Genomic DNA, 19,268 nt, shown 5'->3' on the forward strand with positions numbered 1-19,268 from the left:
CGTACTTGCTCCTGTGGGGGCGAATTCATTCGCAAAGGGACGCGCAGCATCCCCTGAGATTTCGAGGGCCGGCCCTTCGGTCCGGTTAGCGAATGAATTCGCCCCCACGGTCTTGCGAGCACGACGAGACAGCACCCGCTTCTGAATCGGCGCATTTCTGGTAGCCTCGGGGCTTTCCGCCGTACCGGCCCAGCCATGGAAGCCCAGGACCCATGCCCACTTCGATTCTCGACCCACTGGACTATGAAATCGTTCGCGAACTTCAGGAAGACGGACGCCGCGCCTTCCGCGAAGTCGCGCGCAACCTGTCGGTTCCCGAAGCCACGGTCCGCACCCGAGTGAAGCGGCTGCAGGACCAGGGCATCCTGCAGATCCTCGCCTTCACCAATCCCTCCAAGCTGGGCCAGGCCAAACTCGCGCTGTTCTTCGTCTCCGTCGCCCCGCAGGATCATGATCGGGTGGTCGACACCCTTGGCCGCTGGAGTGAAGTCAGCTACCTGTCCACCACCCTCGGCACCGCCGACATTTGCGTGCAGGTCCTCTGCCGCGACGACGAGACCCTCTGGGGCCTGCAACAGAAAGTGCGCAGCCTGCCCGGCGTGCAGGACGTGCGGATGATGCAGGAAGTGAAGGTGCACAAGATCCGCTTCACCATTCCTTCGGCGCAGCCGACCGAAGAATGAGCTGAATTCAAAGCACCTTGTAGGAGCGAGCTTGCTCGCGAAGGATCGTGCTCGGGCTGTTCGCGAGCAAGCTCGCTCCTACCCACAATCGCTCCGCATCTTGAACCACCGCTCGTCCGCGCATTGCGCATTTCTCACCCCACACCTTCCCGCATTGCGCATTTCCCTCCGCGCCATTTTCGCGCATCGCTCTCCCTGACCCGCCCCAACTCCCGCCGCCACCCCCTTTAGCACGGGCCTTTCCGAGCGGATTCCGCCTTGGTGCATCAGGCGTGCCATTCTGGCGCAATGCGTATTTTTATTACACTCACATTGCGCAATGCGTATTTTCAATCGACATAAACGTGTACATGCGCAATTAAACGGCATAGCATCAACTCATCGCGCGACCTTCCTACAAACACAACACAGATGAGGGCGATGCAATGCACCAGGCCAATCCAGGCTCCGAGCCATCGGCAGTACTCGCAAAATCCATTCGCTGGTGGGACGGGGTGGCCATCACCCTGAGCCTGCCAGCCGCTCTGTTCGTCGGCCTCGGCTATTCCATCGGCGCCATCGGTGCCTGGGCGGCACTGGCACTCTGGGCGACCATCGCCGCCGTCGCGGTCCTGCATAACTGGGTCTATTCGGAAATGGGCGCCATGTTCACCGAGAAATCCGGTGGCATCGCGCTCTACGCCAACGAAGCCTGGAGCCAACGCATCCCCTGCCTCGGCCCGCTGGCCACTTACGCTTACTGGTTTGCCTGGGCCACGGCTCCCGCCATCTGGGGCCTGGCAGTGGCGCAGATCCTCACCGAGCAGTTCTTCCCCAACGCCAGCTACAGCCTTGACCTTGGCGTGATGCAACTCGACCTGCCGCAGCTGATCGCCTTGGGCGTGGCGCTGTTCTCCTGGGCACTGAGCATGGTCAACCTGCGTTTCACCATGATCATCATCACGGCCGCCGGCGTGCTGCTGATGATTCCGGTACTGATCTTCAGCGGCAGCTTCCTGGCCAGCGACTGGAATACCGGCAGCTTCACCTGGCGCATCAGTGCTGACGCCGCTGGCCTGCGCACCGTGCTCGCCTGGCTGTTCGTGATGGCCTGGTCGGCCTACGCCGTGGAAGCCGCCGCGTCCTTCATTCCCGAGTTCCGCGACACCGTGCGCGATACCCGCAAGGCCCTGCGTATTTCCGCCTTGATCCTGCTGCTGGTGTTCACCCTGACACCGCTGGGCCTAGCCGGACTGCTGGGCGAGCAGGCGCTGGCCGAGCATCCCTACGGTTTCCTCCAGATCGGTGCGCAAGTGCTGCTGGGTGGCGGCGCCGCGCTGATCACCCTGGTGCTGATCGCCGGCATCCTGGTGCTCTCGGTCATGGGTACCGCTGACGCCGGCCGCGCCCTCTACCAGAGTTCGCTGGACGGCCTGACCATCCGCCAGTTCGGCACCCTCAACCGCTCTGGCGTGCCGGCCCGCGCCGTCACCGTGCAGTTGCTGATCAACATCGCCCTGGTGCTCTTCGTCGGTAACGCCCTGGCGGTGATCGTCGCCGGCAACGTCGGCTACGTATTGGCCCACCTGCTGGCGGTGGCCGGTTTCGTGGTGCTGCGCAAGGACCGTCCGGATGCCACCCGACCGATTCGCCTGGGCCGTGGCTGGATCGCCATCGCCGCCGGCCTCGCCCTGTTCGATGGACTGATCCTCGTGGTCGGCACCACCAGCGCCTCCATCACCGGCTACGGCGGCCTGAAGGAAGTCGGCATCGCCATCGCCGTCCTGGCCATTTCCCAGGTGCTGTTCCGCCTGCGCCGCCTGCAGGACCGCGCCCTGCCCGCCACCGCGCCCTTTCACTGATCCTGATAACGCCAGAAGGAACCGCCCTGATGAGCATCGATAACAAGGCCCGCCTTGCGTGGCCGAACAAGCGCCCTGTTGCCGTTTCACTGACTTTCGACGTGGACGCGGAAGCCGGCCTGCTGGGTGACAGCCCGAATTTCGCCCGGCGCCTGACCAGCCTTTCCGAGGGCCGCTTCGGCGTCACCCGTGGCGTGCCGCGCATCCTCGAACTGCTGCGCCGCCACAAGATTCCGGCGTCCTTCTTCGTGCCTGGTCACACCGCCGACCTGCACCCCGGGCTGATCGAGCAGTTGCTCGAAGACGGTCACGAAGTCGGCCACCACGGCCACATGCACCTGCGCAGCGACCGCATCTCCAGCGCCGAGCAGGAAGAAGAAATGGAACGGGGCCTGGAAGCCCTGGCCCGTGCCGGCGCGCCGAAACCCGCCGGCTACCGTTCCTCGTCCTGGGAACTGACCCCGGAAACCTTCGAGCTGGTCCTGGCCAAGGGCTTCGCCTACGACTCCAGCTGCATGGGCGACGACCGCCCCTACTACGAAACCTGGAACGGCGCCTCCATCCTCGAACTGCCGGTGCACTGGTCCCTGGACGACTGGCCCATGTTTGGCTGGGGCATCGACAACGGCGGCAACTTCACCCATCCGCGCACCCTCGCCGACACCTGGCTGGCCGAGTACGAGTCGGCCCGCCGCGATGGCCGCCACACCACCTTCACCATGCACCCGGAAGTGATCGGCCGCGCTGCGCGCTTCGAGCAGCTGGAGCGTTTCGTCGAGCGACTGGTGAGCGACGGCGATGTCTGGTTCGCCCGCCTGGACGACGTGGCGAAGCAGGTGGCCCCGCAACTGAAGAAGGTGGCCTGATGAGCATTCGCTTCCGTTCCACCGCCGTCGCGCCTGCTGCCCGTGGCCTGGAATTCGGCCGCGCGCATGCCGAGAAGATCCAGGCAACCGTCGACCGCTACCACGCGCTGTTCGAGCGGGTTGCCACCCGCCCCTACGACCTGCGTGCCCTGGGCAGCCAGGCATTGGTGCGCATCGCCGCGTTCGCCCCGCCGCTGTATGACGAAATCCTCGCCATGGCGGAAGGCGCCGCAATCGAGCCGTCGTACCTGGGCGCCATCAATGCGCGCACCGAGATACTTGCCTTCCTGGGTGCCCAGCTGCGTGGCGAATGCTCCACCGTGGTCCGCCTGGAGCCGTTCAGCGGCACACCGGCAACAGCGCAAACCTGGGACTGGTACGCGGAGTTCGCCGACCACTGGCTGACCTGGGAAATCCCTCATGCCGACGGCAGCCTGACCACCACCGTCACCGAGTTCGGCATCGTCGGCAAAGCCGGGGTCAACAGCCGTGGCCTGGGCGTGCACTTCAACATCCTTCACCACGCCCGCGACGGCCAGGGCATCGGCGTTCCGGTGCACGTGGCCTCGCGCTGGATGCTGGACAGCTGCAACGACATCAACCAGGCCCTGCAACTACTGGGCTCGGCCAAGGTATCGGCGTCCAGTTCCCTGACGTTGATCGCGGCCAAGGACAACTCCAGCGCGGCGGTATCGGTGGAGCTGCATCCTGGCGGACCGGGCCTGGTGTTCCCCGATGCCGATGGCCTGCTGGTGCACACCAACCACTTCCTTTCCAGCCCAGCGCAGGAGTTCGACACCGAACCCGCCGCCTACCCGGACACCCTGATTCGCCACGACTTGCTGGTGCGCCGCCTCAAGGGCCGCCAGGGCCTGACGCCACAGAAACTGCTGTCCGCACTGAACAGTCACCTCGGTGGCGGTGCCGCCCTGTGCTGCCACCCGGACCCGGCGCAACCGGCCGCAGGCCAGTACGCCACCCTGGCGAGCATCGTCATCGATGTCGCCAACGGCACCCTCACCGCCCTGCCCGGCGGCCCCTGCGGCCATCCGGACTGGCTCGACAACCACTGAACCCAGACAACAACAAAGGAGCCATCCCATGCTCAAGCTCAAACGCCTCGACAACATGGACATCCTCACCAACGACGTTCAGCGCCTGGTGGACTTCTACCACGGCACCCTGGGCCTCGGTTTCTTCCTGCCTTACGTGGCCGAAGAGAAGTGGGCCGCCATCGAGATGGGCAACGTCACCCTGTACATCTTCCACACCACCGATACCACGCCTGTGGAACGTCGCACCGCCGTGAACCTGGAAGACAAACCGGGCTTCGACTCCTTCGCCTTCGAGGTGGAGAGCCTCGACGCCGCGCTCGACTACCTCGACGGCAAGGTGGAATGGGTCACCGCTGAGCCCATCGAGTGGCAGCACCCCAACGGCACCCACTACCGCTACCGCCCGATGTTCGACCCGGACGGCAACATGCTCTACGTCACCGAACCGCACAAGACCGTCTGACCGCCTCAACCACCGGAGAAACCCCATGACTGCTGCAACCCAAGGGGCCCTGGCAACCCAGGCGCCCGAGGCGGTGCTCGCCCTGTCGCCGGCCGCCCAACGCCTGGAAGGCCGTGTCGCCCTCATCACCGGAGCCGGCCGTGGCGCCGGCCGTGCCCACGCCCGCCTGCTGGCGTCCCGTGGCGCGGCGGTGGCCATCGTCGATATCGACGAAGATGTGGCCCGCGCCACTGCTGCTGAAATCGAAGCCGCCGGTGGCCGCGCCATCGCCCTGGTGGCCGATATCACCGAGCGCAATCTGGCCGAGCGCCTGGTGGCCGAGGTGGCCGAAACCCTCGGCGGGATCGACATCCTCGTGCACAACGCCGGGATGATGTACTCGCTCAAAGGGCTCGCCGACACCGATGACGCCAATTTCGACCGCCTGCTGGCGATCAACGTCCACGCGCCGCTCTACCTCACCCGCGCCGCCCTGCCGCACCTGCGCAAGAGCCGCGCCCCGCGCGTGATCTTCATCAACTCGCAGTGGGGCCAGGTGCCCGACGGCCACTCCTACGGCTACATGGTGGGCAAGGCCGCGCAGCTGGGCCTGATGAAGACCATGGCCAAGGAGTTCGTGAGCGAGGGAATCCTGGTCAACGCCATCACCCCCGGCGCCATCCTCACCCGCATGGTCCCCGAGGAATACGTGGAAGGCGAGAAGGCCAACATCCCGCTGGGCCGCCTGGTCCACCCCGAGGAAATCGCCGCCGCCGTGGCCTTCCTCGCCTCCGACGAAGCCGCGTTCATCGCCGGCCAGGCCTTGCCGGTGAACGGTGGCGCCCTGGTCGTCGGCATCTGACCCCACAACAAGAATTACGCCGTGAGGATTCACCCATGACTACTGCACTCCCCCAGCGCCAACGCGCCGAACAGGCCATGCGCCGCCAATGGTTCCCGGTCGCCCGTTCGGCCGACCTGGCCACCCCGCAATCCGCCACCCTGCTGGGCCAGCGTCTGGTGGTGTACCGCACCGAGTCCGGCAAGGCCGTGGTGCAGGACGCCCGCTGCCCGCACCGTGGCGCCGACTTCGCCCTCGGCAAGGTGCATGGCGAGAACATCGCCTGCCCTTACCACGGCTGGCAATTCAGCGCCGAGAGCGGCAAGTGCAGTCACATCCCTTCCCTGGAAGACCAGTGCAAGATTCCGCCCCAGGCGGCCATCAAGACCTACCCGGCCATCGAGCGCTTCGCCCATGTCTGGACCGTGCTGGAAGAGCCCGCCACCGAGCTCTACGCCCCCGAGCAATGGAGCAATCTGGAGCTGGACTGGCTGGCCGCCACGCCACTGGAATCGCCTACCGGCGTGGCCGTGGCCATCGAGAACTTCCGCGATGTCGCCCACTTCCCCTTCGTCCACGAAGTCTCTATGGGCCCCAGCAAGCACGTGGTCGAGCCGCTGAACGTCAAGCGCGAAGGCCTGGATATCTGGATGCAGCGTCCGCTGGATGCCGGTGACGGCGACTGGGCCAACGATGGCGACTGCATGATGTTCTACCACTGCGTCGCGCCGGGCCTCGCCAGCATCACCTACGACTACGAGCGCCTCGGCAAGCGCATCGTCGCCGGCTTCCCCAGCCCGGTGGCCTATGACGAAGTGAAGATTTTCTGGGGCGTGGCCAACGAGCGCGACTACAAGGGCCTGGGCCTTGAGGAATGCCTGCGCATCGAGGAAATGGTCTACCTGGAAGACATGCCCATCGCCGCCGGTATCTGGCCGCGCGAGATCGACTGGGACGGCGTCTTCGTCGAGCACTCGGTGCCGGCCGACCTCTTCACCCTCAACTACCGCCGCGCCTTCCGCGAGTTCATCGAACGCGCCAACCAGCCGGTGGCACCGCAGGTGGCGTCGTGAACGGGCAGATCGAGGTCCTGATCACCTGCATGCGGCTGGAGGCCGAAGGCGTGATCTCCCTCGAACTGCAAACACCGGAGCGCACGCCGTTCCCGGAATGGAGCGCGGGCTCACACATCGACCTGCTGCTGCCGTCCGGGCTGGTGCGCCAGTACTCGTTGCATGGCGACCCGCGCGACCGCTCGCGCCTGTCCATCGGCGTATTGCTGGAAGCCAAGGGACGTGGCGGCTCGCGGGAAGTGCACGAGCACCTGCGGGTGGGTCAACGCATCGCCATTCGCGGTCCGCGCAACGCTTTTCCGCTTACCGCAGGCCAGCGCTACTTGTTCGTTGCAGGGGGGATCGGCATCACGCCGATCCTCGCCATGGCCCGCGAGGTCCAGCGCGCTGGTGCCGACTGGCAGCTCATCTATGGCGGCCGCTCGCGCCGCTCCATGGCCTTCATCGATGAGCTGCTGGCCCTCGGCGGTGATCGGGTATCCATCCAGCCGGCGGATGAAACCGGGCTGCTGGACCTGGAAGACATTGCCGCCCGCGCCGCCGACGACCGTCATGTCTACAGCTGCGGCCCGGCGCCGCTGCTGGATGCGCTGACCGAGCGCTTCAAGGTGGACGGCCTGGCCGACCGCCTGCACCTGGAACGCTTTGCTCCGGCAGCGCCTGCGCCCTGCGCCAGTAACGGCCAGGGCCTGACGCTGATCCTCGGCCGCAGCGGTCGCGAAGTCGTGGTGCCGGACGAGCTTTCGGTCATGCAGGCCCTGCGCGAAGCCGGCTGTAACGTGTCGTCCTCCTGCGAACAGGGTGTGTGCGGCATGTGCGAAACCCGCGTGCTGGCCGGTGAGATCGATCACCGCGACATGCTGCTGACCGACGCCGAGCGCGAGCGCAACAACGTCATGATGGTCTGCGTCTCCCGCGCGCGGACGCCGACCCTCACACTGGACCTTTGAAGGAGGCAACTCGGGATGGCCGGGATCGAACAGCACATCCTCAAGGTGTCGATCCTGGCCACCGCACTGGTGGCCTGTGGCGGCATCGCCTTCGGCCTCTGGGCCGGATCGCAGTCCATCGTCTTCGACGGGCTGTTCAATGCCATCGACTCCTGCATGGCAGCGCTTTCGCTGATGGTCTCGCGGCTTCTTGTGAAGCAGCCGGGCCGGCGCTTCCAGCAGGGTTACTGGCATTTTGAACCGCTGGTGCTGGCGCTCAACGGCAGCGTGCTCGTGCTGCTTTGCGTCTATGCGCTGATCAACTCGGTCAGTGGCCTGATGCGAGGTGGGCACGCCCTGGCGTTCGACACGGCACTGATCTATGCAGTCGTCATCCTGGCCTGCTCGGCGCTGATGCTCGGCTACCAGCGACGGCGCAACCGCACCCTGAAGTCCGAGCTGATCCAGCTCGATATCCAGAGCTGGCTGATTTCCACCCTGATCACCGCTGCCCTGCTGCTGGCCTTCGTCGCGGGTTTCCTCTTGCAAGGCACAGACTGGCAATGGCTCGCCCCCTACATCGACCCGGCCATCCTCGCCCTGCTCTCATTGCTGCTGATCCCCGGCCCGCTGCGCACCGTGGTCAAGGCGTTGAAGCAGGTCCTGCGCATCACCCCGGAAGCGCTGGACCACGAGATCAGCGGACTGATGGCCGGCATGACCCGACGCTACGGCTTCGAGTGCAGTTCCCACTCGGTCGCCGAGATCGGCCGGGGGCTGTTCGTGGAAATCCAGATCGTGCTGCCCGAAGCGATGGACCGCTGGCGGGTTTCCGAACTGGATGCTGTGCGCGCGGAGATCGCCGCCGCCATTGGCCGCGAAGGCCCCAACCGCTGGCTGGCGATTGCCTTCACCCGTGATCCCCGCTGGATCTGAACCACCCACCACCAAAAGAAGAAAAAGGAGAAAGTCCCTTGAACCACGCCCTGAAAATGGCCGTGGCCGGCTCCCTGCTGGCCAACTGCAGCCTCAGCCAGGCCATTACCCTCAACGACGACTTCAGTGTGGCCCTGGAGGCGGGCCTGTTCAGCGATTACCGCATGCGGGGCCTGTCCCAGACCATCGGCGACCCGGCGATCCAGGGCTCGGCCACCCTGCTCCACTCCAGCGGGCTCTACGCCGGGGTCTGGAGTTCGAATGTCGACTTCGGTGGGGACAGCAATACCCGCCAGGAACTGGATGGCTACGCCGGCTACTACTGGCAGGCCACCGATGACGTGAGCCTGGATGTCGCCTGGTACAAGTACGTCTACCCCAAGGAAGGCGGCCTCAACTACAGCGAGTACTTCGCCGAACTGAAGGCCTACGGCGCCAAGCTGGGGGGCTACTACTCCGACGACCTCTACGGCGACCAGAGCATGCTCTACAGCTACCTCGGCTACGGCTTCAGCCTGCCCGGTGACGTGAGTCTGGAAGCCCGCTATGGCTGGGTGGACTACAAGGACCCGGTGTGGATTTCCGCCAGTGGCAGCGCTCGAGACAGCTACAACGAGTGGGAAGTGAAGCTCGGCAAGAGCCTGTTCGGTCTCGACTGGTCCGTGAGCTATATCGACACCGATCTTTCCCAGGCCGAGTGCAGCAACTACCTGGGCTTCGACGACCTGTGCTCCGCCACGCTAGTGGCCGGCGTCGGCAAGACCTTCTGAGTGGCGGCGTGCGTCGTGTGCGGCGCACGCCCGGAGTTCCCATCATGTGGTTCAACAACGAATCCGCGCGGCTGGTGCCGCAACTGTCCGAATGGATCGCCCGCCTGCTCAACGGCCAGCCCGTCGAGCCCAGTGGGCAGTTGGCCGTTCACCCCTCGCTGCGCCAGTCGCTGGAACGCCTGCAACTGGCCTGGCGACAACAGCGCGCGGCGCTCGACAACCACGAACCGCCGCCCTGCACGGAAGAAGAGTTCACCACCCTGCAGCGCCAGCTCGATGACGGCATCGACCAGCAGGCGCTGCTCCAGGCCCAGCTGGACACCGCGCGCCAACTGCTGGGGGAACAACAGTTGCGCCTTGCGCAATGGGACCAGGAACAGCGCGCCTGGGAGCTGACCCGTCAGACGCTGACCGAAGGCAGCTGGGACCTGCTGGTGGCCAATGGCGACCCGGACCATCCGCAAAGCCGCATTCGCTGGTCCGAGCAGTTCTGCGCGTTGGTCGGCCATAGCCGCAGCGAACTGCCCGATGGCTGGGACAGCTACAACCAGATCACCAACGCGGATGACCTGAAGGTGGTGATGCGGCACTTCGGCGAGCTGGTCCGCGATCCCTCACCGGAGGCGTCATATGTGGCGGAGTACCGCATGCGTCACAAGACCCGTGGCGATATCTGGTTCCGTGAACGGGCCCGCTGCCTGCGGGACGAGCGTGGTGTGCTGCTGAGAGTGACCGGCGCGGTACGCGACATCAGCGATGAGAAGCAGGCCGAAGCCGCGCGCCAACGGGAACAGGCGGCGATGCAAGCCACCTACGACCAAATCGCCCAGGTGGTGGGCGTGATCAAGGCCATCGCCGACCAGACCAACCTGCTGGCCCTCAACGCAGCCATCGAAGCGGCCCGCGCCGGGGAAGTCGGGCGGGGCTTCTCGGTGGTGGCGGACGAAGTGAAGAACCTGGCCCGCCGCACCCGGGTAGCGACACAGGAAATCCAGGACATGCTGGAGCGGCGATAGGCTTCCCTGACATTGGTCCGAAATGCTCCGATTGGCAGGATGAAGTCAAACTTTCTGTAGGAGCGAGCTTGCTCGCGAAAGATCGCGCTCGGACTGTTCGCGAGCAAGCTCGCTCCTACCCGGCAATAACCCCTACAGGGTGAGCGCCTCGACCGCCAGCCGCGCCACAGCCATATCAGACTCGGCGGAAGCGCCATCCCCGTCCTCCAGAAACCAGGCGGCGGAAAGCCCGGCATAGGCCAGCACCCAGCGCAGCAGCCGCTCCCGCCCCAGACCGGAGGCTTCGGCGATCACCGCCACCTGACGGGCGAAGCGCTCGGGACGGGTCACGGTGGGCAGCTCGGGATTGCAGATCATGTTCGCGTAGTCGTACCCGCGATCACCGATCACGCGTTTCGGGTCGATGGCCAGCCAGCCGCGCTCGCCGAAATCGAGCACGTTCTCGTGGTGGATGTCGCCATGCAGCACCACCACTTCGCGCTGTGAACCCAGCAGTTCGCGGGCAACACTGGCAGCCTCGGCGAACAGCCCTCTCCGTTGCCGCGCCGCCGGCCACAACGAGCGGAACCATTCTTCCAGGGTGGCCAGATCCGGCGCCGGGGTCGGCCTCGGCGCATGCAGCCGGGCGATGGTGGCGCAGGCGATCCGGCTGGCCTCGTCGTCATGTCCCTCCAGGGCCATGCGCATCAGCGATCCGGGGCCGGTTGCCCGCTCCATCAATAAGGCATCGCCCTCGAGCCGATAGACCTGCGCCGCGCCTTCGCCATCCCACCAGCGCATCACCTGCGCGCCTACTTTCTCTTCACTATCCCGGGCGACTTTCAACATCGCCGGCGATCCCTCGAAACGTACGGGCAACAGATCGCTGCCGGGCGTGCGGATGGGTTCGCCGTCAGGCTGCAGATTCCATTGGTCCAGGTATTTCTCGAACACGGCCTTTTGCTCCTTGCAGAGGGTCGTCAGGTCCAGCGCTTCAGTCTGGAAGATCGATGTTAGCCGCTTTCCCGTCCGATAACCGCACGAAACAGGTTGCGGAAAATTGACGGAATTAACTGGTTAGTACATTTTCATTTACAGCCTTTTCCGGCTCGCCTGCCGGACCAGAACAACAACGGAGAATTGCTGCAATGACCCGCACCGTCCTCGTGCTCAACGGCCCCAACCTGAACATGCTCGGTACCCGTGAGCCCGCCACCTACGGCCATGAAACCCTCGCCGATATCGCCGACCAGTGCAGCCGCACCGCCGCCGGGCTGGGTTTCGAGGTGGACTTCCGCCAGACCAACCATGAAGGCGAACTGATCGACTGGATCCACCAGGCCCGCGGCCGTTGCGCCGGCATCGTCATCAACCCCGCCGCCTGGACACACACTTCGGTGGCCCTGCGCGATGCCCTTGTGGCCAGCGAGCTGCCGGTCATCGAGGTGCACCTTTCCAACGTGCACAAGCGCGAGGAGTTCCGTCACCACTCCTTCGTTTCCGCCATCGCCGTCGGCGTTATCTGCGGCCTCGGCAGCCAGGGCTATTCCCTGGCGCTCCAGCACTTCGGCCAACTGTTCTCCAAAGGTTGAGCACCATGTCCCAGCACAATCAATCCGTTCTCGCCGGCCTGATCGGCGCAGGTATCCAGGCTTCCCGCACGCCCGCTCTGCACGAGCATGAAGGCGACGCTCAGGGCATTCGTTACCTCTACCGCCTGATCGACCTGGATCAGCTGAAACTGGACAGCAGCGCCCTCCCCGACCTGCTCGATGCCGCCCAGCGCATGGGCTACACCGGCTTGAACATCACGTTCCCCTGCAAGCAGGCGATCATCCCGCTGCTGGACGAACTCTCGCCCGAGGCTGCCGGTATCGGCGCGGTGAATACCGTGGTGCTGAAGGACGGCAAGCGCGTCGGCCACAACACTGACTGCCTGGGTTTCGGCGAAGGTTTCCGCCGTGGCCTGCCTGAGGTGCAACGCCGCCAGGTGGTGCAAATGGGCGCCGGTGGCGCGGGTTCCGCCGTGGCCCATGCGCTGCTGACCGAAGGTGTCGAACGGCTGACCCTGTTCGAGGTGGACGCCGCCCGTGGCCAGGCCCTGGTGGACAGCCTCAATGTCCACTTCGGCGCCGGTCGTGCAGCCCTGGGTACAGACCTGCCCAATGCCATGGCCGAGGCTGATGGCCTGGTGAACACCACGCCCATCGGCATGGCCAAGCTGCCCGGCACTCCAGTCCCGGCCAAGCTGCTGCGCCCCGAACTGTGGGTGGCGGAGATCATCTACTTCCCGCTGGAAACCGAACTGCTGCGCGATGCCCGCGCCATCGGTTGCCGCACCCTGGACGGCGGCACCATGGCGGTGTTCCAGGCCGTGAAAGCCTTCGAACTGATCAGCGGCCGCAGCGCCAATGCCGAGCGAATGATGGCGCACTTCGCCAGTATGAATGGCTGATTCGAACCGAGCATCATTCCCACTGTAGGGGCGACTTCAGTCGCCAACCGGGCCGCAGGTCCGGCCACCAGATAGGGGGCGGCCTCGATAGTCGGTCCAGGAGCCCTGTAGGAGCTAGCTTGCTAGCGAAAAGGGGCCATTCGCTGGCAAGCCAGCTCCTACAGGCAATACACAGCGAATGAAATCGCCCCTACAAGGCATCAATCCAGCACCGGTTTCAGCAACGCCTGCGCCTCATACAGCGGCGTCAGGTAACGCTGTCGCATCTCGTCGCCACTCATGCGTGAAGCGTGGGTGGTGATGGTCAGGCTGGCCTTCAGTTCACCCTTGCGATTGGTCAGCGGCACGCCGAGCACGCACATTCCCGCCTCATATTCCTGGTCCACTACGGCGTAGCCCTGGGCCGCGACCTTCTTCAACTCCGCCTTCAACTCGTCGATGCCGGTGCGCGTGAAAGGCGTCAGCTGGCGAAGCGCGACCCGCGCGAAATACGCCTCCAGTTCCTCGTCGGTAAACGACGCCAGCCAAATACGTCCGCTGGCCGTGCAATACATAGGCATGCGCGATCCGGGGCGAATGGAGAGCGAGGCGATGTGGCTATAGCGGCTACGCACGATGTGCACGATGTCGTCGCCGTCGCGCAGCCCCACTGATACGTGCTCCTGAGTCGTCCGCGCCACCTGTTCGACTATCGGCCGCAACATGCGTGGCAACTGCGCCGAGTCCACGTAGGCCTGGCCGATACGCAATGCCTTGGCGGTCAACCAGTAATGGCGACCATCGGTTTCAGCGAACCCGTCATGCACCAGGGTCAGCAGGAAACGCCGCGCCGCGCTGGACGTCATCCCGGACATGGCCGCCGCTTCCGGCACGCTGAGGCGCGGGTTGTCGACACTGAACAGCTGCATCAGCGCCAGGCCTTTCTGCAGCCCGGCAATCAGGTCTCGCTGGTGAATGACTGGCGTCTTCATTCCTTTACTCCATTGATTTCGCCAAAGACTGCGATTATCGCACTGCTATTGCGATAAACAACCTAAATGCCCTTCTGTTTCATTGGCCGCTTCCTGGGCGCTGGCAATACTGCCGGCACAACAACAAGCCCAGGAGATCAGCATGATCCGTGGTTCGACCGCACTGGTGGCCATCATCGGCAGCCCCATCGCCCAGGTGAGTTCGCCGGAAAACTTCAACGCCTGGTTCACCGAGAACGGCCAGGACCTGGCGATGATCGCCGTGGACATGGCCGAGCAGAATCTCGCCACCTTCATCCAGTCCCTGCGCGGCTGGAAGAACCTGCGTGGCTGTGTCGTCACCGTGCCCTACAAACAAGTGCTCGCCAGCCTGCTCGACCAGCTCAGCCCCCGCGCCGCTGCCCTGGGTTCGGTGAACGTGATCCGTCGCGAGGCCAACGGCCGCCTGCTGGGCGACAACGTCGATGGCGAGGGCTTCCTCAAGGCCGCCCGCGCCCACGGCTTCCAGCCGGGCGGACGCTGCGCGCTGGTGGTGGGCTCCGGCGGCGTTGGTGCGGCCATCGCCTACTCGCTGTGCGAAGGCGGGGTGCACCAGCTGGTGATCGCCGACCTCGACCAGCCTCGCGCCGAGTCCCTGGCCGAACGCCTGAGCCAGGCGTTCCCCCAGATCGACATCGGCAACCAGTACGAAAGCCTGGGTGCCTTCGACCTGGTGGCGAACGCCACGCCGGTGGGGATGGGCGGAACCGGTGAAATGCCCTTGCCCGGCGTGCTGCTGGAAACCCTTTCTCCTGACGCCCTGGTGGCCGACGTGGTGACGAGCCCGGTGGTAACGCCCTTGCTGGAACTCGCCAGGAGCCTGGGCTGCCGCATCCAGACCGGTCCGGAAATGGCCCGCGCGCAGATGGGCAACCTTGGCGCCCACATGGGCGTGATGCCGCAGGACGCCTGAGGAGCCGCCCGTGAACTCTGTCGTGCAGACACAAGCCCCCGAAAACCTCGCGGGCACCTGGGACCTGGTGGTGCTGGGCAGCGGCGCTGCCGCTTTTGCCGCAGCCACCACCGCCGCCTGCAAGGGCCTCAGCGTGCTGATGCTGGAGAAAGCGCCGCAGTTCGGCGGCACGTCGGCCATCTCCGGCGGCGCGGTGTGGATCTTCGACAGCGACCAGGCAAGGGCCGCCGGCATCCAGGACAGCCCGGAGGCCATTCGCACCTACCTGAAGAAGACCATCGGCAGCGGCTACCGCCCGGAGCTGGTGGACGCCTTCATCAGCCGCGGGCGCGAAGCGCTGCGCTTTCTCGAACTACACACCGAGCTGGCCTACGCCCTGCGCCCTTTCTCGCCGGACTATTACCCGCTGGAAGACGGCGCAACCGATCGAGGGCGCGCCCTGGAAATGCTGGAGTACGACGGGCGCCGCCTGGGCGCGCGATTCAAGGACCTGCGCTGCCCGCCCGAAGGCATGCTGCTGTTCGGCGGCATGATGGTGAACCGCGTCGATATCCAGCACTTCCTCAGTTTCCGCCGCTCGCCCCGCTCCCTCTGGCATTGCCTGAAGCTGATGTCACGCTACGGCCTGGACCGCCTCAGCCATGAACGCGGCACCCGCCTGACCGTGGGCAACGCAATGATCGCTCGACTAGCGACCACCGCCTTCGAGAAAGGTGTGGAGCTCTGGTTGCAGAGCAGCGCCGAGTCGCTGGTGATCGAATCAGGCCGAGTTGTCGGCGTTCGCCTGCTCAAGGATGGCCGCCCAGTCGAAGTGCGTAGCCGAGGCGGCGTCGTCTGCGCCATGGGTGGCTTCGCCGCCAGCGAACTGGCCGCCCGCTTCCGCCCGGAGACCGGCAGCGAACACCTGAGCATGTCCCCCGCCGGCAACGACGGCGCCGCACTCCGCCTGGGAGAGCAAGTGAATGCCGCTGCCGGCGAGAACATGGCGTCCAGTTTTTTCTGGGCGCCGGTATCGACGCTGTGCCGACCGAACGGCGAGCTGGAGCGATTCCCGCACCTGGTCACTGACCGCGCCAAGCCCGGAATCATTGCGGTGAACGAAAAGGGACATCGCTTCACCAACGAGGCCGACTCCTACCACAGCTTCGTCCAGGCGATGCACCGGGAAGGCCTGGCGACCTGCTGGCTGATCTGCGACGCAGAAGCCATGAGCCGCTATGGCATGGGCCTGGCGCGGCCGAGCCCGGTGGACAACAGCACACTGGAGAAAGCCGGCTACCTGTTCCGCGCCGACTCGTCGGAAGCCCTCGCCAGTGCGATTGGGGTCGACCCTCAGGGCCTGGCCACGACACTGGCGCGCTACAACGAGGACGCGCGAGCCGGTATGGATCGGCAGTTCGGCAAGGGCGCCACCCGCTACAACCAGTCCCTCGGCGACCCGCACCACAAACCCAACCCCTGCCTTGCGCCGCTGACTCGCGCCCCCTGGTACGCAGTGCGTGTACACACCGGGGACCTGGGCTCGGCACGCGGCCTGGTCACCGACGCCACGGCCCGCGTGCTGGACCATCAGGGCAAGCCCATCGCCGGCCTGTACGCCGCCGGTAATGACATGAACTCGATCATGGACGGCACCTACCCCGGCCCCGGCATCACCCTTGGCCCGGCCCTGACCTTCGGCTACCTCGCCGCCAGCCATATCGTCGATCACCTGTAACCCGGAATCTAAGGACAACACCATGTATTACGAACTGCGCACCTACACCCTCAAGCCCACCAAGCTGGCCGACTGGCTGGCGCTCTACCGCAGCCACTGCCTGGACGTGCAGACCGAGCACCTGGGCAAGCTGGTCGGCTTCTTTACCACCGAGTTCGGCGAGGCCAACCAGGTGGTGCACATCTGGGCTTACGAAAGCCTGGACGACCGCATCACACGCCGGGCGAAGATGGCCGCCGACCCACGCTGGGCCGAGTTCGGCCGGTTGAACAAGGAGCTGGATGCCGTGCTGCATCTGGACTCGCGCCTGATGCGCCCCACCGGCTTCTCTCCGCTGCAATGAATGCCATGAGCGAACGCCACTGCGATGTGCTGGTGATCGGCTCCGGCGCCTCGGGCCTGGCAGCGGCAGTCACCGCTGCCCATTGCGGGCTGGATGTGCTGGTGGTGGAAAAGGCCAACCAGCTCGGCGGTACCAGTGCCTGGTCCGGCGGCTGGCTGTGGATTCCGCGCAACCCACTGGCGCAGGCGGAAGGCGTGGATGACAGCGCGCAGGCCGTCGAGAGCTACCTGCGAGCAGTACTCGGCGCCGAGGAACTGGACGCGCGGCAGCGGGCGTTTCTCCAGCACGGTCCGGAGATGGTCGAGTTCTTCCAGTGCAATACCCAGGTGCAGTTCCAGTCCGGTAGCCGTATGCCGGACATGCACGACTCCCCTGGTGCCGCGCGCGGCGGCCGCTCCCTCTGCGCCCTGCCCTTCGACGGTCGCCAGCTCGGCCCCTGGCTCCAAGCGCTGCGTCCACCACTGGACCTGATCAGCCTGGGCGGCATGGGCATCGCCGGCGGTGCGGACCTCGCGCACTTCCTCAACGCCCGCCGCTCACCGCGCTCCGCCTTGTATGTCGCCGGACGCCTGCTGCGGCATTGGCGCGATCGCCTGCTGCACGGACGTGGCCTGCACCTGGTCAATGGCAACGCCCTGGTAGCGCGCCTGCTGCGCAGCGCCCTCGACCTGGGCGTGAGCCTTGAAACCAACACCAGTGCGCAGCGGCTGCTGAAGGACGGCGAGCGCGTGGCCGGAGCGGAGCTGCTACAGGATGGCCGGGCGATGAAGGTCCTGGCGCGCCGAGGCGTCGTGCTGGCCTGTGGGGGCTTCCCCCACGACCGGCAACGCATCAAGGCGCTGTTTGGCCACGAACATCTCTCCGCAGCCCCGAAAACGAATACTGGCGACGGCCTGCGCCTGGGTGAAAGCGCCGGCGCGCAAGTCGCCGAGCAACTGGCCAGCCCCGCCGCCTGGGCGCCCGTATCACGGGTTCCGCGCAAGGACGGCAGTTTCAGCGGCTTCCCGCACCTGATGGAACGGGCCAAGCCGGGTTTCATCGCCGTTCGCAGCGATGGCCGGCGCTTCTGCAACGAAGCCGACTCCTACCACGACTTCATGAATGCCTTGTTCCGCGCCACGCCGCCCGGAGAAGAGCCGGCCGCCTGGCTGATCTGCGACCAGCGCGCGCAGCGCCGTTACGGAATCGGCTGCGTACGGCCCTTCCCGTTCCCCACGGGACACCATGTGCGCAACGGCTACCTGAAAACGGCCGCCAGCCTCGCCGAACTGGCGGCGCTGTGTGGAATCGACGGGGAGCAGCTGCAAGCGACGGTGGCAGCGTTCAACGCCAGCGCCGCTCGCGGGATGGACCCGGAATTCCAACGCGGCGCCTCCGCGTACAACCAGGCTCAGGGTGAACCGCTGCATGGCCCGAACCCGTCCTTGGGTGCGCTGGAGAAAGGTCCGATCCATGCAGTGAAGCTGGTGCCGGGCAGCCTTGGTACCTTCGCCGGCCTGCACACCGATGCTTCGGCGCGCGTACTGGACAGCCAGGGAACGACCATCCCCGGCCTCTATGCAGTGGGTAATGACATGGCGAGTGTGATGGACGGGCATTACCCCAGCGGTGGAATCACCCTGGGGCCGGGAATGACCTTCGGCTACCTGGCCGGGCTAGCGCTCGCAAGCGAGCCGGTCACGCCTGCAAGTAGCGCAGTACCGACTCGCAGATCATCTCCTTGTGCCGCGCCTTGACCTCGTCGTCGGCCAGTTCGATCTGGAAGATCTGGCCGAACGTGTTGCGGTTGGAGACCCGATAGAAGCAGAAGGAGCTGATCAGCAGGTGCAGGTCCAGGGGCTGGATGCCGGGACGGAACAGCCCTTCGGCCTGGCCACGCTGAAGGATCTCGCCCATGGCATCGAGGATGTTGGTGCTCATGGAGCGAATAGTATTGGACTGCTTGACGTACTCGCCGTAGTGGATGTTCTCGATGGAGACGATGCGGACGAAATCGACATTGCGGTCATGGTGATCGAAGGTGAATTCCACCAATCGGCGGATGGCCTCGCGCGGTTCGAGTTCGGCCAGGTGCAGCTTGCCTTCGGTGCGGCGGATATCGCCGTAGAGTTTCTCCAGCACTTCGACGTAGAGCTGCTCCTTGCTGCCGAAGTAGTAGTAAATCATCCGCTTGGAGGTGTGCATGCGCTCGGCGATGGCGTCGACCCGGGCGCCGGAAAGGCCCTGCTGGACGAACTCGGCGATGGCCGCCTGGAGGATGTTCTCGCGGGTTTTCTCCGGATTGTTCTTGCGCCCTTTGCGAGGGGCCTCTACGGGCAGGTCTTGGAGTTCGGCAGTTGTTGTCATCTTGGGCTCACGGCCAGCGGAAACTGGGTGGATTATGGGCTTGGCAGCGGCCG

At 65.4% G+C, this 19,268-nt stretch carries 19 protein-coding genes and 2 pseudogenes; 18 read left to right on the plus strand and 3 right to left on the minus strand.

The annotated features are described in order from the left end of the window. Positions 1–212: 212 nt before the first annotated feature. From DM872_RS07505 to DM872_RS30870, 12 genes and pseudogenes are all read left to right on the plus strand, one after another. Positions 213–683, plus strand: a complete 471-nt coding sequence (locus DM872_RS07505; protein ID WP_179058873.1) for an Lrp/AsnC family transcriptional regulator — start codon at positions 213–215, stop codon at positions 681–683. A 425-nt stretch (positions 684–1,108) separates the two neighbouring features. Further along, the gene (locus DM872_RS07510; protein ID WP_179058874.1) at positions 1,109–2,524 is read left to right on the plus strand and encodes an APC family permease; all 1,416 of its coding nucleotides are present in this window, start codon (positions 1,109–1,111) and stop codon (positions 2,522–2,524) included. Between the two features lie 29 nt (positions 2,525–2,553). After that, positions 2,554–3,390 carry a polysaccharide deacetylase family protein gene (locus DM872_RS07515; protein WP_179058875.1) on the plus strand — a complete coding sequence of 279 codons (837 nt, stop codon included), beginning with the start codon at positions 2,554–2,556 and terminating at the stop codon, positions 3,388–3,390. Continuing rightward, entirely contained in the window at positions 3,390–4,463 is a 1,074-nt protein-coding gene (locus DM872_RS07520) for a C45 family autoproteolytic acyltransferase/hydolase (RefSeq protein WP_218649113.1), read from the plus strand. The genes DM872_RS07515 and DM872_RS07520 overlap by 1 nt, the downstream gene beginning before the upstream one ends. A 28-nt stretch (positions 4,464–4,491) precedes the next feature. Continuing rightward, a complete protein-coding gene (locus DM872_RS30335; protein WP_218649115.1) occupies positions 4,492–4,908 on the plus strand; it encodes a VOC family protein in 417 nt (138 codons plus the stop codon). A 25-nt stretch (positions 4,909–4,933) separates the two neighbouring features. Continuing rightward, entirely contained in the window at positions 4,934–5,749 is an 816-nt protein-coding gene (locus DM872_RS07525) for an SDR family NAD(P)-dependent oxidoreductase (RefSeq protein WP_179058876.1), read from the plus strand. Between the two features lie 35 nt (positions 5,750–5,784). Next, entirely contained in the window at positions 5,785–6,801 is a 1,017-nt protein-coding gene (locus DM872_RS07530; protein ID WP_179058877.1) for a Rieske 2Fe-2S domain-containing protein, read from the plus strand. Continuing rightward, the gene (locus tag DM872_RS07535) at positions 6,798–7,751 is read left to right on the plus strand and encodes a PDR/VanB family oxidoreductase (RefSeq protein ID WP_373273687.1); all 954 of its coding nucleotides are present in this window, start codon (positions 6,798–6,800) and stop codon (positions 7,749–7,751) included. The genes DM872_RS07530 and DM872_RS07535 overlap by 4 nt, the downstream gene beginning before the upstream one ends. 15 nt (positions 7,752–7,766) lie before the next feature. Beyond that, the gene (locus tag DM872_RS07540; RefSeq protein ID WP_179058878.1) at positions 7,767–8,666 is read left to right on the plus strand and encodes a cation diffusion facilitator family transporter; all 900 of its coding nucleotides are present in this window, start codon (positions 7,767–7,769) and stop codon (positions 8,664–8,666) included. Between the two features lie 38 nt (positions 8,667–8,704). Continuing rightward, positions 8,705–9,436 (plus strand): TorF family putative porin, encoded by a 732-nt coding sequence (locus tag DM872_RS07545; protein WP_256873310.1) that lies wholly within the window; start codon positions 8,705–8,707, stop codon positions 9,434–9,436. Positions 9,437–9,480: 44 nt separating this feature from the next. Then, positions 9,481–10,203: pseudogene (locus DM872_RS07550) on the plus strand (PAS domain-containing protein); the annotation flags it as partial. After that, positions 10,186–10,440, plus strand: a pseudogene (locus DM872_RS30870) (methyl-accepting chemotaxis protein); the annotation flags it as partial. The pseudogenes DM872_RS07550 and DM872_RS30870, both read left to right, overlap by 18 nt. A 144-nt stretch (positions 10,441–10,584) precedes the next feature. On the opposite strand, the gene DM872_RS07555 reads toward DM872_RS30870, so the two are convergent. Beyond that, the gene (locus DM872_RS07555) at positions 10,585–11,385 is read right to left on the minus strand and encodes an aminoglycoside phosphotransferase family protein (protein ID WP_179058880.1); all 801 of its coding nucleotides are present in this window, start codon (positions 11,383–11,385) and stop codon (positions 10,585–10,587) included. 194 nt (positions 11,386–11,579) lie between these two features. On the opposite strand from DM872_RS07555, the gene aroQ reads away from it, so the two are divergent. Together aroQ and DM872_RS07565 are read left to right on the plus strand one after the other, a co-directional pair. Beyond that, a complete protein-coding gene (gene aroQ, locus DM872_RS07560) occupies positions 11,580–12,023 on the plus strand; it encodes a type II 3-dehydroquinate dehydratase (RefSeq protein ID WP_179058881.1) in 444 nt (147 codons plus the stop codon). A 5-nt stretch (positions 12,024–12,028) separates the two neighbouring features. After that, positions 12,029–12,886, plus strand: a complete 858-nt coding sequence (locus DM872_RS07565) for a shikimate dehydrogenase (protein ID WP_179058882.1) — start codon at positions 12,029–12,031, stop codon at positions 12,884–12,886. A 200-nt stretch (positions 12,887–13,086) separates the two neighbouring features. Here DM872_RS07565 and DM872_RS07570 read toward each other — a convergent pair whose 3' ends face one another. Further along, on the minus strand, positions 13,087–13,857 hold the full coding sequence (locus DM872_RS07570) for an IclR family transcriptional regulator domain-containing protein (protein WP_179058883.1): 771 nt from the start codon (positions 13,855–13,857) through the stop codon (positions 13,087–13,089). Positions 13,858–13,999: 142 nt separating this feature from the next. On the opposite strand from DM872_RS07570, the gene DM872_RS07575 reads away from it, so the two are divergent. Genes DM872_RS07575 through DM872_RS07590 form a run of 4 tightly spaced genes read left to right on the plus strand, consistent with a single transcriptional unit; the run spans position 14,000 to position 18,605 of the window. Further along, entirely contained in the window at positions 14,000–14,809 is an 810-nt protein-coding gene (locus DM872_RS07575; RefSeq protein WP_179058884.1) for a shikimate dehydrogenase family protein, read from the plus strand. A gap of 10 nt (positions 14,810–14,819) precedes the next feature. Next, positions 14,820–16,526, plus strand: coding sequence for an FAD-binding protein (locus DM872_RS07580; protein ID WP_179058885.1), 1,707 nt, complete (start codon positions 14,820–14,822; stop codon positions 16,524–16,526). A gap of 22 nt (positions 16,527–16,548) precedes the next feature. Then, a complete protein-coding gene (locus DM872_RS07585) occupies positions 16,549–16,869 on the plus strand; it encodes an NIPSNAP family protein (protein WP_179058886.1) in 321 nt (106 codons plus the stop codon). Positions 16,870–16,874: 5 nt separating this feature from the next. Beyond that, entirely contained in the window at positions 16,875–18,605 is a 1,731-nt protein-coding gene (locus tag DM872_RS07590; RefSeq protein ID WP_373273688.1) for an FAD-dependent oxidoreductase, read from the plus strand. Here the strand turns inward: DM872_RS07590 and DM872_RS07595 are convergent. Continuing rightward, a complete protein-coding gene (locus DM872_RS07595; RefSeq protein ID WP_179058888.1) occupies positions 18,547–19,215 on the minus strand; it encodes a TetR/AcrR family transcriptional regulator in 669 nt (222 codons plus the stop codon). The genes DM872_RS07590 and DM872_RS07595 overlap by 59 nt on opposite strands. Positions 19,216–19,268: the final 53 nt, after the last annotated feature.

The sequence above is a fragment of the Pseudomonas taiwanensis genome, assembly GCF_013393345.1.
Taxonomy (GTDB): domain Bacteria; phylum Pseudomonadota; class Gammaproteobacteria; order Pseudomonadales; family Pseudomonadaceae; genus Metapseudomonas; species Metapseudomonas resinovorans_C.

What these genes read in the sequence shown, in the direction of transcription:
- DM872_RS07505 (WP_179058873.1), top strand. Translation starts at nt 213, where the DNA reads ATGCCCACTTCGATTCTCGACCCACTGGACTATGAAATCGTTCGCGAA.
- DM872_RS07510 (WP_179058874.1), top strand. Translation starts at nt 1,109, where the DNA reads ATGCACCAGGCCAATCCAGGCTCCGAGCCATCGGCAGTACTCGCAAAA.
- DM872_RS07515 (WP_179058875.1), top strand. Translation starts at nt 2,554, where the DNA reads ATGAGCATCGATAACAAGGCCCGCCTTGCGTGGCCGAACAAGCGCCCT.
- DM872_RS07520 (WP_218649113.1), top strand. Translation starts at nt 3,390, where the DNA reads ATGAGCATTCGCTTCCGTTCCACCGCCGTCGCGCCTGCTGCCCGTGGC.
- DM872_RS30335 (WP_218649115.1), top strand. Translation starts at nt 4,492, where the DNA reads ATGCTCAAGCTCAAACGCCTCGACAACATGGACATCCTCACCAACGAC.
- DM872_RS07525 (WP_179058876.1), top strand. Translation starts at nt 4,934, where the DNA reads ATGACTGCTGCAACCCAAGGGGCCCTGGCAACCCAGGCGCCCGAGGCG.
- DM872_RS07530 (WP_179058877.1), top strand. Translation starts at nt 5,785, where the DNA reads ATGACTACTGCACTCCCCCAGCGCCAACGCGCCGAACAGGCCATGCGC.
- DM872_RS07540 (WP_179058878.1), top strand. Translation starts at nt 7,767, where the DNA reads ATGGCCGGGATCGAACAGCACATCCTCAAGGTGTCGATCCTGGCCACC.
- aroQ (WP_179058881.1), top strand. Translation starts at nt 11,580, where the DNA reads ATGACCCGCACCGTCCTCGTGCTCAACGGCCCCAACCTGAACATGCTC.
- DM872_RS07565 (WP_179058882.1), top strand. Translation starts at nt 12,029, where the DNA reads ATGTCCCAGCACAATCAATCCGTTCTCGCCGGCCTGATCGGCGCAGGT.
- DM872_RS07570 (WP_179058883.1), bottom strand. Translation starts at nt 13,857, where the DNA reads ATGAAGACGCCAGTCATTCACCAGCGAGACCTGATTGCCGGGCTGCAG.
- DM872_RS07575 (WP_179058884.1), top strand. Translation starts at nt 14,000, where the DNA reads ATGATCCGTGGTTCGACCGCACTGGTGGCCATCATCGGCAGCCCCATC.
- DM872_RS07585 (WP_179058886.1), top strand. Translation starts at nt 16,549, where the DNA reads ATGTATTACGAACTGCGCACCTACACCCTCAAGCCCACCAAGCTGGCC.
- DM872_RS07590 (WP_373273688.1), top strand. Translation starts at nt 16,875, where the DNA reads ATGAGCGAACGCCACTGCGATGTGCTGGTGATCGGCTCCGGCGCCTCG.
- DM872_RS07595 (WP_179058888.1), bottom strand. Translation starts at nt 19,215, where the DNA reads ATGACAACAACTGCCGAACTCCAAGACCTGCCCGTAGAGGCCCCTCGC.